Source organism: Massilia sp. TWR1-2-2, from assembly GCF_049897565.1.
In the GTDB taxonomy this organism is placed as follows: Bacteria; Pseudomonadota; Gammaproteobacteria; order Burkholderiales; family Burkholderiaceae_D; genus JAFCUW01.
On record NZ_JAFCWM010000058.1, the window covers coordinates 1 to 15,783 of the forward strand.

General features: G+C 66.3%; 12 protein-coding genes. 5 read left to right on the forward strand and 7 right to left on the reverse strand.

The window, feature by feature from the left end:
- Positions 1-275: 275 nt before the first annotated feature.
- The 5 genes from ACP7DD_RS25600 to ACP7DD_RS25620 all read left to right on the forward strand — a co-directional run bounded on the left by ACP7DD_RS25600 (position 276) and on the right by ACP7DD_RS25620 (position 6,065).
- Positions 276-1,238: a CobD/CbiB family protein gene (locus ACP7DD_RS25600; RefSeq protein ID WP_426178110.1), complete on the forward strand. Its 963-nt coding sequence runs from the start codon at positions 276-278 to the stop codon at positions 1,236-1,238.
- A gap of 130 nt (positions 1,239-1,368) precedes the next feature.
- Complete coding sequence (locus tag ACP7DD_RS25605) at positions 1,369-1,710, forward strand: DUF3579 domain-containing protein (protein ID WP_099791888.1); 342 nt, start codon at positions 1,369-1,371, stop codon at positions 1,708-1,710.
- 129 nt (positions 1,711-1,839) lie between these two features.
- Positions 1,840-2,289 (forward strand): CBS domain-containing protein, encoded by a 450-nt coding sequence (locus ACP7DD_RS25610; RefSeq protein WP_426178111.1) that lies wholly within the window; start codon positions 1,840-1,842, stop codon positions 2,287-2,289.
- A gap of 152 nt (positions 2,290-2,441) precedes the next feature.
- Positions 2,442-5,168 (forward strand): M16 family metallopeptidase, encoded by a 2,727-nt coding sequence (locus ACP7DD_RS25615; protein WP_426178112.1) that lies wholly within the window; start codon positions 2,442-2,444, stop codon positions 5,166-5,168.
- A 111-nt stretch (positions 5,169-5,279) separates the two neighbouring features.
- Positions 5,280-6,065, forward strand: coding sequence for an SDR family oxidoreductase (locus ACP7DD_RS25620; protein ID WP_426178113.1), 786 nt, complete (start codon positions 5,280-5,282; stop codon positions 6,063-6,065).
- Between the two features lie 89 nt (positions 6,066-6,154).
- On the opposite strand, the gene ACP7DD_RS25625 is transcribed toward ACP7DD_RS25620, so the two are convergent.
- From ACP7DD_RS25625 to ACP7DD_RS25655, 7 genes are all read right to left on the reverse strand, one after another.
- Positions 6,155-7,225 carry a flavodoxin family protein gene (locus ACP7DD_RS25625; RefSeq protein ID WP_426178114.1) on the reverse strand — a complete coding sequence of 357 codons (1,071 nt, stop codon included), beginning with the start codon at positions 7,223-7,225 and terminating at the stop codon, positions 6,155-6,157.
- A gap of 138 nt (positions 7,226-7,363) precedes the next feature.
- Complete coding sequence (locus ACP7DD_RS25630; protein WP_426178115.1) at positions 7,364-8,698, reverse strand: tetratricopeptide repeat protein; 1,335 nt, start codon at positions 8,696-8,698, stop codon at positions 7,364-7,366.
- A gap of 189 nt (positions 8,699-8,887) precedes the next feature.
- On the reverse strand, positions 8,888-10,366 hold the full coding sequence (gene nagZ, locus ACP7DD_RS25635) for a beta-N-acetylhexosaminidase (RefSeq protein ID WP_426178117.1): 1,479 nt from the start codon (positions 10,364-10,366) through the stop codon (positions 8,888-8,890).
- A 2-nt stretch (positions 10,367-10,368) separates the two neighbouring features.
- Positions 10,369-11,379 (reverse strand): SIS domain-containing protein, encoded by a 1,011-nt coding sequence (locus ACP7DD_RS25640; protein WP_426178125.1) that lies wholly within the window; start codon positions 11,377-11,379, stop codon positions 10,369-10,371.
- On the reverse strand, positions 11,372-12,487 hold the full coding sequence (gene nagA, locus ACP7DD_RS25645) for an N-acetylglucosamine-6-phosphate deacetylase (RefSeq protein WP_426178119.1): 1,116 nt from the start codon (positions 12,485-12,487) through the stop codon (positions 11,372-11,374). Before nagA ends, ACP7DD_RS25640 begins: the two co-directional genes overlap by 8 nt.
- Entirely contained in the window at positions 12,484-13,383 is a 900-nt protein-coding gene (locus ACP7DD_RS25650) for a BadF/BadG/BcrA/BcrD ATPase family protein (protein WP_426178121.1), read from the reverse strand. The genes nagA and ACP7DD_RS25650 overlap by 4 nt, the downstream gene beginning before the upstream one ends.
- 315 nt (positions 13,384-13,698) lie before the next feature.
- Positions 13,699-15,654, reverse strand: coding sequence for a CocE/NonD family hydrolase (locus ACP7DD_RS25655; protein ID WP_426178123.1), 1,956 nt, complete (start codon positions 15,652-15,654; stop codon positions 13,699-13,701).
- Between the last annotated feature and the right edge of the window lie 129 nt (positions 15,655-15,783).

Sequence of the window (15,783 nt, forward strand, 5' to 3'; positions counted from 1 at the left end):
AAATCAATAACCAGTGGGAGGGCATCGGACAGCATCAGCCAGAAAGTTAACACTTCGGCCGAAAGTTTACAACAAGAAAATGCGACTAAAGCTTAACTTAGCGGCATTAGGGTCAGACCTAGGTCTGACCCCGATGGTGCTCCTGACCCCGATGGTGCTCCGACCCCGATGGTGCTCCAAACCTGGGACGGCGCCAATAAGTTTGATTTGGGTACTGCTCTGCGCTATCGTAGCGGGGCCGGGCAGTATTGCTTTATTTCACAAAGGACGTATCGATGACTTTTCTCTCTATTCTGTGCGCGTTGCTAATTGAGCAACTGAAGCCCTTGCGCGCGGATAACATGATTTATGCCGAGATTAAAAGTTTCGCAATGCGCATGGAAAGCTGGTTCAACGCCGGCGACGCCAGCCACGGCCGCCTCGGCTGGATCCTGATGGTGGCGGCACTGATGGTGCCCACCGCATTCATCTACTGGACGCTGCTGCACTTCAACCTCGTCTTCGCCGCCTTCGCCTGGAACGTGCTGATCGTCTACCTGACGCTCGGCTTTCGTCATTACAGCCACTATTTCACGTCGATCCAGATGGCGCTCAACGCCGGCGACGAGCCGACCGCGCGCGCCTTGCTGGCCGAATGGACCCGGGTCGACACGGCCGGTATGGAAAGCACCGAGATCTGCCGCCTCGCCGTCGAAAAGTCGCTCGTCACCACCCACCGCAACGTGTTCGGCGTGTTCTTCTGGTTCCTCATGCCGCTCGGGCCCGCCTGCGCGGTGATGTACCGCGTGTCCGAATACCTGGCGCGCGCCTGGAACGAGCCGGACCACATGCGCGGCGAAGCGTTCGGCCAGTTCGCCGCCCGCGCGTTCTACTGGATCGACTGGCTGCCGGTGCGCCTGACCGCGGTCGCCTTCGCCGTCGTCGGCAACTTCGAAGACGCGATCTACGCCTGGCGCAACTTCGCCCACCGCTGGGCCGATGAAGCGAAAGGCATCATCCTGACCGCCGGCGGCGGCGCCATGGGCGTGCGCCTCGGCACGCCGTACGAGAACGCGTCCGGCGTCATCATCCCGGCCGACGCCGCCACGGTCGACTCGCTCGATACCGAAGCCGAAGTGCTGCCGGGCGAAGAGCCGACCATCCGCGCCCTGCAAAGCACGGTCGGCCTGGTCTGGCGCGCCTTGCTGCTGTGGATGATGTTACTGTTGCTGTTGTCCAGCGCCGTCTGGCTCGGTTAATCGGCTCGCGCGGCGCAGTGCGGGCCGCGCAAATGGCGACTTCAGGTCTTCTATAAGATATAATACTGCGTCAGCGCCCGGTACTTGCGACCGGGGCCCTTCACGCAGCATCCTTGCCCGAATCCCGCCAATGGTCGAGTCACCGCAAATCAAGAAAGAACTCGCCGAAGAGTTTTTCATTCTTGGCGTCACCAGCGATGGCAGGCAGTTTCGTCCCAGCGACTGGGCCGACCGCCTGTGCGGCGTCATGTCCTGTTTCAAGCCGGAAGGCTCCGGCGGGCGCGACGCGCACCTGCAGTTTTCGCCATACGTCCGCCCGGCGATGCTCAACGGCATCAAGGCGGTCGTCGTCGACGCCGCGCTGAAAAATATCGAGCCGCTGGCCTACCACTTCGTCGTCAACTTCGCCAAGGACAATGACCTGCAAGTGGTGGAAGCGTGCATCCTGCCTGATCCTGTTCCCGCCAAATAATTCTCCTTTGCCGTCGCTTTGACCAAGATCAAGGCTGCTGCAGAACCGGCGCGATAGCGTAGCGGCTGATGCGCGCAGCTCTGTCGGCGCGCAAGGACGAGCGGCCCGGCGCCGCCTAGGAGACTGATTATGCGGATTGGCGAAATGTGCACCACCCAGACCATCGTTTGCACGCGCGAGGAAAGCGTCCAGGGCGCCGCGCTGCTGATGCGGACCCACCACGTCGGCGACGTCGTTGTCGTCGAGCAGCCCAACGCCGAGCGCGTTCCCACCGGCATCCTCACCGACCGCGACATCGTCGTCTCGGTCATCGCGCTCGGCCTCGACCCGGCCAGCCTGCTCGTCGGCGACATCATGACGGACGACTTGCTTACCTGCAGCGAAAGCGACGACGTCTACGAAACCATCGAGCGCATGCGCCTGCGCGGCATCCGGCGCGTGCCGGTGGTCAATGCAAACGGCGCCCTGACCGGCATCGTCAGCGCCGACGATTTACTCGGCTTCCTGGCCGGGGAGATGAGCGAACTGGCGCGCATCGGCCCGCACCAGCAGTCGCAGGAAAAGCGCGCCCGTCACTGATTTCGGCGGCCAGGGGCGCATGCACAAATCCCGACAGTCAAGTCGTCGACGCAAAAGCTAACGCCATCCTCGTATCGCGAGGATGGCGCGTGGGGCCGCAGCGGTCTGCTACTATCCAATGTACCCCGCTCCAACACTTCTCGCGAGACCTCATGAATCGAAACAGCTGCACGCTGCGCATCGGCGCATCCATTCTGGCCGGCGCTATCAGCGGCGCTGCCTTCGCCGCCCCGGCGCTGCCCAACGGCGTCGCCCAGGGCCCGGCGGTCGAGGGCATCACCGAATACCGGCTGGCCAACGGACTGAAGGTGCTGCTGTTCCCGGACGCGTCGAAGCCGACCGTCACCGTCAACGTCACCTACCTGGTCGGCTCGCGCCACGAGAACTACGGCGAGACTGGCATGGCGCACCTGCTCGAACACCTGCTGTTCAAAGGCTCGCGCAACAACCGCGCCATTCCCCATCAGTTCGCCGACCGCGGCATGCAGTTCAACGGCACCACCTCGCTCGACCGCACCAACTACTACGAAGTGTTCCAGGCCAGCGAAGACAACCTGCGCTGGGCGCTGCAGATGGAAGCGGACCGCATGGTCAATTCCTTCATCGCCAAAAAAGACCTCGACTCCGAAATGACGGTGGTGCGCAACGAGTACGAAAGCGGCGAGAATTCGCCCGGCGCGGTGCTGATGAAGCGCATGCAAAGCGTGTCGTACGACTGGCACGCCTACGGGCGCTCGACCATCGGCAACCGCAGCGACATCGAGAACGTCGGCATCGCCAACCTGCAGGCGTTCTACCGCACCTGGTATCAGCCGGACAACGCGGTGCTGCTGGTGGCCGGCAAATTCGACGAGGCCAGCACCTTGCGTTTCATCGCCCAGAAGTTCGGCGCGATCCCGAAGCCGAAACGAACCTTGCCGGCGTTCTGGACGGTCGAGCCGACCCAGGACGGCGAGCGCACCTTCAGCGTGCGGCGCCAGGGCGACGTGCAGATCGTCGCCCTCGGCTACAAGGTGCCGTCCGAGCTGCACCTCGATTCCGACGTGCTGTCGTTCGCCTCCGACATCCTCGGCAGCGGGCCGGCGGCGCGCCTGCACAAGCTGCTCGTCGAAAGCGGCCAGGCGAGCGAGGTGTTCTCGTTCGGCCAGACCGGCTACGCGCCGGGCCTGCAGCTGATCGGCGCGGTCGTCAAGAAGGGCGCGCCGATCGAGCCGGTGCGCGCGGCGATGACGGCCGCGGTGGAGGATTTCGCGCGCAATCCGGCCACGGCCGAGGAGATGGAGCGGGTGCGACGCGTCAAGAACAACGACATCGAGAAAAGCCTGAACGAGCCGCAGCGGGTCGGCGTGGCGCTGTCGGAAGCGATCGCGCTGGGCGACTGGCGCCTGTACTTCGTCGGCCGCGAACGGGTCGCCGCCATCAGCGCCGACGACGTGGCGAAGGTGTCGGGCCGCTACCTGCGGCGCGACAACCGGGTGACCGGATTTTTCGTCCCCGACGACACGCCGCAGCGCGCCGACATCGCCCAAGCGCCGACGGTGGAGTCGCTGATGAAGGCGTTCAAGCCGCGCGCCGCCTCGCTCAAGTCGGAAAACTTCGAGCCGAGCCAGGACAACATCATGAAGCGCACCCGCCTGGTCACGGCCGGCGGCGTGAAGATGGCGCTGCTGCCGAAGAAGAACCGCGGCGAGGCCGTGTCGGTCGAATTCGTCCAGCATTTCGGCGACGAGAAGACCCTGTTCGGCAAAGGCGCGGTGCCGGCGCTGACGGCCGCCATGCTGATGCGCGGGACCAGCAAGTTCAATCGCATACAGCTGGCCGACGAATTCGACCGCCTGAAGATCACCGGCGGCCCGCACCGCTTCGAGACCACGCGCGCCAACCTGGCCGAAGCGCTGCGGCTGGTGGCGCACGTGCTGAAGGAGCCGGCATTTCCGGAAGCCGAATTCGAGCAGCTGCGCGAGCAGGCGCTGGTGAGCATCGAGTCGGGCCGCGGCGAGCCGCAGGAAGTGGCCGCGCGCGCGCTGGCCGAGCATTTCGACATCTACCCGCGCGGCGATCCGCGCGAGGCGACCACCATCGAGGAAGACCTGGCCGACACGCGCGCGGCCACGCTGGTGCAGATCAAGGACTTCCATCGCCAGTTTTATGGCGCCAGGCCGTCCGAGCTGGCCATCGTCGGCGACCTCGACGCCGATGCAGTGGCGCCATTGGTCGACCAGCTGTTCGGCCAGTGGGTGGCGCCGGCGAACGTGGCGCCGCTGCTGCGCAAGCATGCCGACGTCGCGCCGCTGCAAAAGGCGCTCGACACGCCCGACAAGGAAAACGGCTTCTACACGGCGCGCCTGAACCTCGACCTGAACATCGACGACGCCGACTATCCGGCGCTGACGCTGGCCAATTACATCTTCGGCGAAGGCGGCATGAAGTCGCGCCTGTTGGACCGCATCCGCCAGAAGGACGGCCTGTCGTACGGCGGCGGCTCGCAGCTGTCGGCGGGGGAGCTTGACCGCGCCGGCTCGTTCGGCATCGACGCCATCGCCGCGCCGCAGAACCTGCGCAAGCTCGATGCTGCGGTGCGCGAGGAACTGGCGCGCGCGCTGAAGGGCGGCTTCACCGCCGCCGAACTGGCCGGCGCGAAGTCCGGCACGCTGCAGCAGCGCTTGCAGAACCGCTCGGAAGACGCGGTGCTGGCGGCCGGCTGGACCAGCTACCTGCACCGCGGCCAGACGTTCGAGTGGAGCCGCCGGTTCGAGCAGAAGCTGGCCGCGGTGACGCTGGCGCAGCTGAACGCGGCGTTTCGCAAGGCGATCGACCCGGCCAGATTGAGCGTGGTGATGGCCGCAGATCAGCAAAAGGCCACAGCTGCGCCGAAATAGTAATGTTTTTGCTACCAACAACCGCACATTTGTTTGATTGATTGTTTATGCGGCGTTATGATGTTGCCTTGAGGCAGCAAATACTGCCGGTGTTCAATATTGGAGTGCGTGATGGTCGTCAAGAACAAGCAGCAGCGGGATACCTCGTTCGAGGGCAAGGTCGTGTTGGTGACTGGGGCGGCGGGCGGCATCGGCCGCGCCACCGCGCTGGCCTTCGGCCGCGCCGGCGCCTGCGTGGTGGTGGCCGACACCTCGGTCGACGGCGGCCACGCGACGGCGGCGATGATCGTCGAAGCCGGCGGCAAGGCGCTGTTCGTGCAGACCAACGTCACGCGCGCGGCAGAAGTCGAAGCGCTGGTCGACAAGACGGTGGCGTACTACGGCCGCCTGGACTGCGCCTTCAACAACGCCGGCATCGAGGAAGAACACCTGCAGCTGGCCGACACCGACGAAGCGCTGTTCGACCGCATCGTCAACGTCAACGTCAAGGGCACCTGGCTGTGCATGAAGTACCAGATCCGCCAGATGCTCAAGCAGGGCGGTGGGGCGATCGTCAACACCGCGTCGGTCGCCGGGCTGGTGGGCGCGCCGACGCAGGCCATCTACGCGGCCAGCAAGCACGCCGTGATCGGCCTGACCAAGACGGCCGCCGCCGAATATGGGCGCGACGGCATCCGCGTCAACAGCGTCTGCCCCGGCGTGATCAACACGCCGATGCTGGCGCGCGCGCTCGAGCGCGAGCCGACGCGCCAGAAGAAGCTGCGCAACATCCATCCGATCGGCCGCTTCGGCGAGGCGTCGGAAATCGCCAACGCGGCGCTGTGGCTGTGCTCCGATCAGGCCTCGTTCGTCACCGGCCACCAGCTCGCCGTCGACGGCGGCCTGACCGCGATTTAACGCAACGTGCTGGTGTCAGGTCTGACATTCGGACATTTGAACGACCAAATGTCCGAATGTCAGACCTGACACCGGTTATTGTCCTTCTGCTACTTCGGCCGCGGCGAGCGCACTGCGCGGTTTGGCGACGACAGTCTGCCGGCGCGCAGCTCGCTGACCGCCTGGCCCAGCGCGCGCCCGACGTTGCGCACCTCTTCCTGGAAATCGGTGTCGCGATCGAACGCGTCGTGGCTCTCTGCGTACGACTCGAAGTAGCCGACGTAGCGGTCCAGCCGCGCAAAGCTGCCGGCGTCGATCATCCCCATCCAGTCAAGCCAGTCCGACAAGCCGCGCCGCGTGCCTTCGATGCCGGCGACGTCGCCGTGCACGATCAGCCCGTACGCGCGGTCGGCCAGGTGCTTCGGATAGTCCCAGCCTGCCAGTTCGAGTGCCTTCGCTTCTTCCGCCTTCTTGCCGTGCGTGGCGGTGGGATCCGGATTGCCGCCGTCGGCGCACACCAGCCGGTCGATCATCAGCTTGAGCACCGCCGGCGTCTGGTACCAGTACACCGGCGTGACGATCAGGATGCCGTGCGCGGCCACCCACTTTTCGTAAATCTCGTTCATCCAGTCGTTGGTCTGGCGCAGTGAGTGGTTCGGGTAGCAGCTGCACGGCCAGTGGCACAAGGGCATGGCGGTCGAGACGCAGGCCTTGCACGGGTGGATGTGGCGGTCGTAATCGGAGGTGAGCAGGCTGAGGTCGAGGATGTCGACGTCGATGCCGTGCGCTTCGAGCACTTCGCGCGCCAGCTGCGTCATGCGGTAGGACTTCGAGATTTCGCCGGGGCAGGTGCCGTCGTTGCGCGCGGCGCCGTTGATGACCAGCACGCGCGAGCGGGTTTCCGGATTCTTTTGCACCGCTTCGGCCGCCAGCAGCCGGTCGCGCGCCGCGATCCATTCGACCGACAGTTCGTACTCTGGATCGGCAAAGCCCGGACCGGCCTTCCTGGTCGTCGGCGCCTTGTGCGATTCGCTGTAGTTGTTCCACGCGATCTCCTCGACCGCGGCGAGTTCGCCGGCGACCTTGCCGAACGCCGGATCCATGAAGGAGCGCGAAAACACCAGGTGAAACTCGTTGCGCCCGAGCTTGGCGGGGGCTTGTCCTTTGCGTACCGACGTCATGATCAACCTTTCTGAAGAGTCCGTTAAGTATCCGAGAAATGTTACGTCTGATATGTACGGCAACTAACCGGCGGGCATCAAAAAAGGCGGGCCGGACCGAAGTACGAACCCGCCTGTGGCAGCATTGCGCGCGCTCGTTTACTTGGCAACAGGGGCCGGCGCTGCGGCGCTGGCCGGCGCGGCAGCAGGGGTGGCCGAGCGGTTCGCCCACAGCGACCAGTACTTCGCCAGGTCGCCGAGGCCGTCGGTGCCCTTGACGGACTCGAGCGTCTTGATCGCTTCGGCCTTGCGGCCGGCCTTCGCGTACGCCATGCCCAGGCGCAACTTGGCTTCTTCCGGTTTCTTGCCGACGCCTTTGGCGATGCCTTGCTCGATCAGCGGGATGCCCTTGTCGAACTGGTCCATCGTGACGTACGCCCAGCCGAGGTTGACCAGGCCGGTGCCGTCTTTTGCCTTGGCCGCGCTCGCTTCACCGCTGGCAATGTTCTTTGCATCGTCGGCGGCGCCCTTGTTGGCCTTGTCGCGCAGTTGCTTGTAGACATTGGCGCTGTTGCCCGAACCCAGCACGCCGGCGGCGGCGCCGGCGTCGAGCGTCTTTTTCGCTTCGGTCGGGAAGCCGGCGAGCAAGGTCGATTCGGCCATCTCGAGGTACTCTTCCGGCGCCAGCGCCTTCTGCGCAACAAATTGCAGGCGCAGCACGTCGAGCTGATGGCTCTGGCTATAGCCCGGCTTGTTCTGCATGCGGCGCAGCAGGTCGGTCCAGTAGTCGTCGGCCGGATACAGCGCGACCAGCTTTTCCATCGCGACCAGGTAAGTCGCGTTGTCCTTCAGCTTGGCGGCCGAACTGGCCAGCAGGCGCAGGTCTTCCAGCGACGGCTGGCGGCCGGCTTTTTCGGTGTCGGCGATCAGCGATGTCAGTTCGGTCTTGGCGGTCGCGAAATCATTGCTCAGGTAGTAGGCGCGGATCAGCGGGCTGCGCACTTTTTCCGGCGTCGAACCTTCCTTCTGATAGCGCTTCATCCATTCGATCGCCTTCGGGTAATTCTTGGCGTTGTAGTACATGTTGCCGAGCGCGAGCATGAACTCGCCCTGGTCGACCGCCGGCAGGCGGTTCGCCGCGATCACCGCCTCGAGCGCGGTGATCGTCATCGCATCGTCGCCGCTGGCCGAGCCGAGCGCGACCTTCATGCGGTCGACGACGTACGTCTCGTACGGCGTCTTGGCCGCAAACGCATCGGCCTGGGTCAGGCGCGTCTTCACTTCGTCGAACTTCTTCTCGGCCATCAGCTGCTTGATGACGTTCGAATCGATCAGCTTGAACAGCTCGGGACGGACGGTGTCTGGCTTGGGCGCATCGGCCGCGGCGGGAGCAGGGGTTTTCTGGGCGTGCGCGCCGGTCATCAGCGCCGGGACAGCGTTGAGGCCGATAGCGGCCAGCACCAACGTGATGCGAGCAAGACGGAATTGGGACATGGAAAACCCTTCAATCAGAAGACAAAAATTCAGCTAAGTTCGGTACTAACGCGTGAACGCGGCGATCGGTGCACATGCTGTTTCGGCAAGCAACAACGAAATCAGCGCGTATTGTCCCATAAAACTACAGCAGCTCACCGTGCAATCGTGCATCGCGATTTCCCTATGGAAACGCCGCCCATCCGGCGCCTAAAAGCCGGCGACCGGACTGCAGCCGCGCGCTTCCAGTTCGCCGGCCAGCCAGGCGTTGACGGCGTCCAGCGCCGGCGCCGCGAAGCCGTAGGTGATCAAGGCCGGCGCGTCGATGTCGAGCGCCTGGTACGGGTTCCACAATGCCAGGTGCAGGTCGGGATGCCAGTTGGCGCGCGCGTGCGGGCCGTAGCGCAGCCGCGCGGTCGAGGCAAGAAAGGTGAAGCGGCCATCGGCGGGCAGCGTGTTCCAGTCGAACGTCTCGGCGTCGCGGTAGGTGACGGTGTCGACGTCGTACAGGCGCCCGAGCGAGGCGGCCAGCGCGGCCGCCGGCACGCCGGCTTCGGACACGCCGTCGCTGACGACATCCTGGCGCACCACCAGGCGCACTTTGGCGCCGGCGGCGGGACGGCAGGCGTCGCCGCGCACCGTCAGCGCGCGGCGCCAGCCGTCGGCCATCAGTGCGCGGTCGCCGGCTTCTTCCAGGTAAGCGCGCGGCTGGCATGGATAACGGCGCGCCAGCTCGGACAATCGCTGCAGCCGCGCGGCGACGTCTTGCGCGCTGAGCGTGCCGGCGTCGATCGCGGCGGCGATCGCGGCGATCGTCTCTTCCTGGATATCCGGTGTTCCAAGCGCCATCACCATGTCGGCGCCGGCGGCCAGCGCCATCACCGCGGCGTGGCCGGCGCCGTAGCGGTGGGCGATGGCGTGCATGTCCATCGCGTCGGTGATGATCACGCCGCGGTAATCCCATTCTTCGCGCAACAGGCCCGTCAGGATGCGGCGCGACATGGTGGCGGGGAACTTGGCATCGAGCGTCGGGTAGACGATGTGCGCCGTCATCATCGCCGGCGCGTGCGGCGCGGCCATGCGGAACGGCGCGAATTCGAACTGCTCCAGCTCGGCCAGCGGCTTGTCGACGGTCGGCAAGTCGCGGTGCGAATCGACGCTGGTGTCGCCGTGGCCGGGGAAATGCTTGACGCAACAGGCCACGCCTTCGGAATGGCTGCCTTCCATCCAGGCCATCGCCAGTTCGGTCGCGCGGCGCGGGTCGGCGCCGAACGAGCGTTCGGCGATGACCGGGTTGTGCGGGTTGTTGTTCAGGTCAAGGACGGGCGCGAAGTTCCAGTTGAAGCCGAGCGCCTTGACCGCGCGCGCGACTGCCGCGCCGACGTCGCGCGCCAGCGGCAGATCGTCGGCCGCGCCAAGCGCCATCGCCGACGGCGGCGCCGGCACCCAGGTCGAACGGACCACGGCGCCGCCCTCCTGGTCGAGGGCGATCAGCGCCTCCGGTCCCATCGCCGCGCGCAGCTCGAAGGTCAAGCGCGCCAGCTGCTCCGCGTCCACCATGTTCTGGCGGAACAGGCACACGCCGCGCACGCGGTTGGCCTTGAGGAAGGCGGCGCTGGCGGCATCGAGTTCGGTGCCCGCCAGGCGCACCATGATCAGCTGGCCGGCAAGTTGTCGTGAGTCGTTCATGGCTAGTGTGTCTTGGTCACTTTGTTGAGGTGGCGCGGGCGGTCCGGATCCATGCCGCGCGCCTTCGACAGGTGCGCCGCCATCACGTAGAACGCCTGCACCGCGACGATAGGGTCGAGGTCGGCAGTGGCGGCGACCGGCAATGTCAGGTCGCGCTCGGCGATGTCGGCGGGCGCTGCCAGCAGCACGCGCGCGCCGCGCCCGCGCATCTCGGTTGCCAGCTGCACCAGGCCGGCCTGGGTCGGGCCGCGCGTGGCGAAGATCAGCAGCGGGTAGCCGTCTTCGATCAGCGCCATCGGGCCGTGCTTGATTTCGGCGCCGCTGAACGCTTCGGCTTGCAGCGCCGACGTCTCCTTGAACTTCAATGCCGATTCGAGCGCGATCGGAAAGCTGATGCCGCGTCCGACCACCATGATGTTGCGCGCCGGTGTCAGCACCTCGAGCGCGGCCGACCAGTCGGCGCGGGTCGCCTCGTCCAGCGCTTGCGGCAGCGCGGCCAGGCCTTCGATCAGCTCCGGGTCGTTCTGCCAGTGCGCGACCAGGCGCGCGCCGGCCACCAGGCTGGTGATGAAGCTCTTGGTGGCGGCCACGCTTTGCTCTTTGCCCGCATGCAGCGGGATCGCCCATTCGGCCGCCTGCGCCAGCGGCGAGTCGATGTCGTTGACCAGCGCGACGGTGGTGGCGCCGCCGTCGCGGAAGTAGCGGATCGGCTCGACTACGTCCGGGCTCTGGCCCGACTGCGAGATGGCGATGGTCAGGGTGTCGCGCGTGACCAGCGGCGACTTGTACAGCGTTACCAGCGACATCGGCAGCGAGGCGACGATGCGCCCCATGCGCGCCATGATCAGGTAGGCGCAGTAGTTGGCGGCGTGGTCGGAACTGCCGCGCGCCACCGTCAGCGCGCTGTTGAAATTGGTGGAGCGCAGCTTGCGTCCCAGTTCGGCGTAGCGCTCAATGTCGTTCGACAGTTGCAGCGATACGCATTCGGCGGCGGACAACGCCTCTTTAAGCATCAGTGAGGTCACAAGCTTCTCCTTCTATATATACGGCTTTGATGTTCAGGTCGCGGTCGAGCACGACGATGTCGGCGTAACAGCCGGGGGCCAGGCGGCCACGTTCGGTTTCGCCGAGGTAGTCGGCGGCGTTGGTGGACACGCGCCGCGAGGCGTCGGCCAGGTCGAGGCCGATGGCGCCGACCAGGTTGCGCAGCGCCTGGTCCATGGTCAGGGTGCTGCCGGCCAGCGTGCCGTCGGACAGGCGCACGCCGCCCATGCACTTGTGTACCTGCTGGCGGCCCAGCATGTATTCGCCGTCCGGCATGCCGGTGGCGGCGGTCGAATCGGTGACGCAGTACAGCTGCGGGATCGCGCGCAGCGCCACCTTGATGGCGCCCGGGTGCACGTGCAGCAGGTCGGGGATGATCTCGGCGTACTGCGCATGCGCCAGCGCCGCGCCGACCATGCCGGGCTCGCGGTGGTGCAGCGGGTTCATGGCGTTGAACAGGTGGGTGAAGCCGGCCGCGCCGTGCGCCAGCGCGGCCACGCCGTCGTCGTAGGAGCCGGTGGTGTGGCCGATCTGGACGCGGATGCCGGCGTCGGCCAGCTCGCGCACCAGCGCCAGGTGGCCGTCGATTTCGGGCGCCACCGTGATCAGTCGCAGCGGCGCATAGCTGCCCAGCTGCTCGACCTCGGCCAGGTTGGCCGCGCGCGCGTACGGCGGCTGCGCGCCGAGTTTGCCGGCGTTGATGTACGGGCCTTCGAGGTGCACGCCGAGGATGCGCGCCGCGCCCGGGCGGCGTGCGCCGGCGGCGGCGCCGATCGCCTTCAGCGCGGCGACGATGTCTTCCGGCGGCGCCGTCATCGTCGTTGCCAGCAGGCTGGTGGTGCCGTGCCTGGCGTGCATCGCCGCGATCACGTGCGGCGCGTCGCCGCCTTCCATCACATCGCGCCCGCCGCCGCCGTGCACGTGCAGGTCGATGAAGCCGGGCAGGATATAGTCGTCGCCGTTGACGCCTGGATTGGCGGGGGCGCCGTCAATGTCGGTGACGCGGTCGCCGAAGCTGATCGCTCCATGGATCCAGCCGGCCGGCGTCAGGATATTGCCCTTGATTGCTTCGCTCATTGAGTGGTCCGCCATGAATTGATTGGGTTGGCGCGCACGTGCTGTTCGATCATGCGCAGCGCGCCGCGGGCGGCGTCGCCTTGCGGCGGCACGCTGCGCGCCAGCAGGTCGGGCGGCAAGTAGGCGCGCAAAGGCGCACCGAGGCCGCCGCATAACGCCAGCGGCAGCGTGCCGGAAGGGTCGAGCGCGTGGGCGATGGCGGCCACTTCGGCGCCGGCGGCGAGCAAAAACGCCCGCGCGGTGGCGTCGTTATCGGCATGCGCGATGACGATCGGCGCCAGTTGCGCGTAGCTGGTCTGGTTGGCCTGGCCGAGCCAGACCTGGATCGGGTCGCGCGCGCCGCCGCAGGCGCCGATGACGGCCTGGGCGAACGGGCTGCCTGGCTTGCGCCCGTCGAGCACCTGTTCGATGTGGTTGATGGCGCGCAGGCCAAGCCAGCCGCCGCTCGCCTCGTCGCCGGCCGGGAAGCCCCAGCCGCCCACTTCGCGCTGCTCGCCGCCGGGCAGCAGTGCCTGGCCGACGCTGCCGGTGCCGATGGCGACGATGGTGCCGGGCTGACCGCCGTGCGCGCCCATCAGCGTGGTGAAGCCGTCGGTTTCGAGGCGCAGCGCCGCGTAGCCGGGATTGGCGTCGACGAACTGCGCGGCCCAGGATTTGTTGTGCACGCCGGCCAGGCCAAGGCCGATCGCCATGGCGCCGAATGGCGGCTGGGCGAGGCCGGCCTGGTCGAAGGCCATCACCACGGCGGCGCCGATGTTGGACCAGGCGTTGCCGATGCCGTGCGCCAGTGCCGACGGGCCGCCCTGGCCCTGCGCCAGTTCGTCGCCGCCGGCGTTGGCCAGCCGTACGCGGGTACCGGTTCCGCCGCCGTCGACGCCGATGAAGTATTCGATCATGTTGATGTAAGCGTGAGCTGCCAGGAGGTCAGGGCACTATAGGTAGCGCTCACGGGCTTGTCAATAGGTATTTAATTGGTATTAACCATGCAGGTCGCACGGGCTGCCCTGTCGAGGCGCCAGCTTGACAGCAGCAGGGGTCTGACCCGGCTTGCTGTCGGGTCAGACCCCTGCTGGCGGGTCGGTCCCTGCGGTCGCTTCGAAAGCGCGCGTCGGCCTCGCGACGGGATTGGTATTGCTGTGGCATTCCAGGAGAAATGGCCGGGCGCCGCGTTGAAGGATACGAACGCAGCGCCTGACGTAAAACGCAAGCGCTTATTTTGCCGCTTCGACCACCGGCAGTTCGACGAAGCTGCTGTGGTAGATGCGCTGCGTCGCCTTTTTATAGTCGGCCGGTTTGGCGTCGAAAATGTTCGGCACGAAGGTCTGCGGATTGCGGTCGTACAGCGGGAACCAGCTGGACTGGATCTGCACCATGATCCGGTGCCCCGGCAGGAACACGTGGTTAGCGGTCGGCAGCGCGAACTTGTAGGCCAGCGCCTTGTTCGCCGCAATCGGCTTGCCCACTTCGTAGCCTTCGCGGTAGCGGCCGCGGAAGATGTCGGCCGAGATCATCAGCTGGTAGCCGCCCATCGCGTTCTGGCCCGCCACCTGGTCGGGATAGACGTCGATTACCTTCACCACCCAGTCCGAATCGGTGCCGCTGGTGGCGGCGATCAGGTTGGCGATCGGCTCGCCGCTGATTTTAAGCGGCGCCGTCAACACGTCCGATGTGAACGTGATCACGTCGGTGCGCCCGGACGCTTCGCGCTGGTCGTCGGTGAGCCAGCGCGGCCAGCTCTGGCCTTTCGCTTCGTCGTACCCCATCTGCATCGGCCGCGCGCGGTACGGCACCGGCTTGGCCGGATCGGCAATGTATTCGTCGTGGCCCTGGCCGCCGCCTTCGCCGCCGAGCGTGAGCTTCTGGTTGGCGCCAAGGCGCAGCAGCGCCGGCTTGATCGCGCAGCCGCTGGTGCAGCCGCTCGGCCACGCGGCCAGGCTGCGCCACTTGTTGGTGCCGGTCTCGAAGGCCGACACCGGCGCCACGCCGGCCGGCGGCGCGTCGTCCTTGAGGTAGCGGTCGAGGAAAGGGCGCAGGATCTCCTGGCGGAAGTGCAGTGCCGTGTCGGCGTTGAAGTTGATGGCGCCAAGCTTGCTGCCGTCGCCGATACCGCCGCCGTGCGACCACGGGCCGATCACCAGGAACAGCTTGTCGTTGGCGGCGTCCTTCGCCTTGAGCGCCTTGTAGACCGCGATCGGCCCGTAGATGTCTTCGGCGTCCCACAGGCTGTGCACCAGCATGGTCGGCACCGTCAGCGGCTGTTTGGCCAGGATCTTGTCCATCGCCTGATCCTGCCAGAACGCGTCGTAGGCCGGGTGGGCGACGATCTTGCGCCAGAAGCCGCTTTGCGACACGCCGCGCTGGCGCGCCAGTTCGCCGGCCGACCCCGCGCGCAGGTAGGTATCGTAATCGTCATGCGTGGCGGTGAACCACTTGGCGTCGTTCTTGCGCGTGACGACCTGCTCCATCACGTAAGGGATGTTCACCTGGCGGAAGGCGCCGTGGTGGAACCAGTCGTCGCCCATCCAGCCGTCGACCATCGGGTTCATCGGAACGGCCACCTTCAGGGCCGGGTGCGGATTGACCAGTGCCATCAAGGGCAGGAAGCCGTCGTACGAAATGCCGATGATGCCGACCTTGCCGTTCGATTCGGGCACGTTCCTGGTCAGCCACTCGATCGTGTCCCAGGTGTCGGTGGAGTGATCGACCGGGGTCGGATTCTGCGGGCCGGACAGGGGACGGTTCATCACGTAGTCGCCTTCCGAGCCGTACTTGCCGCGCACGTCCTGCACCACGCGGATGTAGCCGCCTTCGACGATGACGTCGGCGGCGTTGTCGTAGCCCTGCAGGATCGACTTCATGTCGGAGCTCTCGGCGTGGCTGGTCAAACCGGCCGCGTCGTACGGGGTGCGCGTCAGCAGAACGGGCGCGCCCTTGGCGCCGCGCGGCACGATGATCACCGTATTGAGCTTGACGCCGTCGCGCATTGGCACCATCACCGAGCGCTTGACATAATTGAAGCCGGTGGTGACGGGCTCGAACTGGGCCGGCGTTTCCGATGGCAGCGCGGGATAGCTTGCTGGCGCCGGCGCGCCTTGCGCGTGGGCCAGGCCCGCGGCCGTGGCGAGCATGCATGCGAGCGGCGCGAGGCGGGTGATGCGTGACTTCATGTGGCGTCCTTGTGAGAGTGGGCACGATGGCAGTGCGGCGGGGGGGCCCCCAGGCGCGCCCCCCCCCCCCAAAAAAAAAAAAAAAATGCCCCCCCCCCCCCCAAATTTTTTGACCGGGGGGCCCGCACA

What these genes read in the sequence shown, in the direction of transcription:
- ACP7DD_RS25600 (WP_426178110.1), top strand. Translation starts at nt 276, where the DNA reads ATGACTTTTCTCTCTATTCTGTGCGCGTTGCTAATTGAGCAACTGAAG.
- ACP7DD_RS25605 (WP_099791888.1), top strand. Translation starts at nt 1,369, where the DNA reads ATGGTCGAGTCACCGCAAATCAAGAAAGAACTCGCCGAAGAGTTTTTC.
- ACP7DD_RS25610 (WP_426178111.1), top strand. Translation starts at nt 1,840, where the DNA reads ATGCGGATTGGCGAAATGTGCACCACCCAGACCATCGTTTGCACGCGC.
- ACP7DD_RS25615 (WP_426178112.1), top strand. Translation starts at nt 2,442, where the DNA reads ATGAATCGAAACAGCTGCACGCTGCGCATCGGCGCATCCATTCTGGCC.
- ACP7DD_RS25620 (WP_426178113.1), top strand. Translation starts at nt 5,280, where the DNA reads ATGGTCGTCAAGAACAAGCAGCAGCGGGATACCTCGTTCGAGGGCAAG.
- ACP7DD_RS25625 (WP_426178114.1), bottom strand. Translation starts at nt 7,225, where the DNA reads ATGACGTCGGTACGCAAAGGACAAGCCCCCGCCAAGCTCGGGCGCAAC.
- ACP7DD_RS25630 (WP_426178115.1), bottom strand. Translation starts at nt 8,698, where the DNA reads ATGTCCCAATTCCGTCTTGCTCGCATCACGTTGGTGCTGGCCGCTATC.
- nagZ (WP_426178117.1), bottom strand. Translation starts at nt 10,366, where the DNA reads ATGAACGACTCACGACAACTTGCCGGCCAGCTGATCATGGTGCGCCTG.
- ACP7DD_RS25640 (WP_426178125.1), bottom strand. Translation starts at nt 11,379, where the DNA reads ATGCTTAAAGAGGCGTTGTCCGCCGCCGAATGCGTATCGCTGCAACTG.
- nagA (WP_426178119.1), bottom strand. Translation starts at nt 12,487, where the DNA reads ATGAGCGAAGCAATCAAGGGCAATATCCTGACGCCGGCCGGCTGGATC.
- ACP7DD_RS25650 (WP_426178121.1), bottom strand. Translation starts at nt 13,383, where the DNA reads ATGATCGAATACTTCATCGGCGTCGACGGCGGCGGAACCGGTACCCGC.
- ACP7DD_RS25655 (WP_426178123.1), bottom strand. Translation starts at nt 15,654, where the DNA reads ATGAAGTCACGCATCACCCGCCTCGCGCCGCTCGCATGCATGCTCGCC.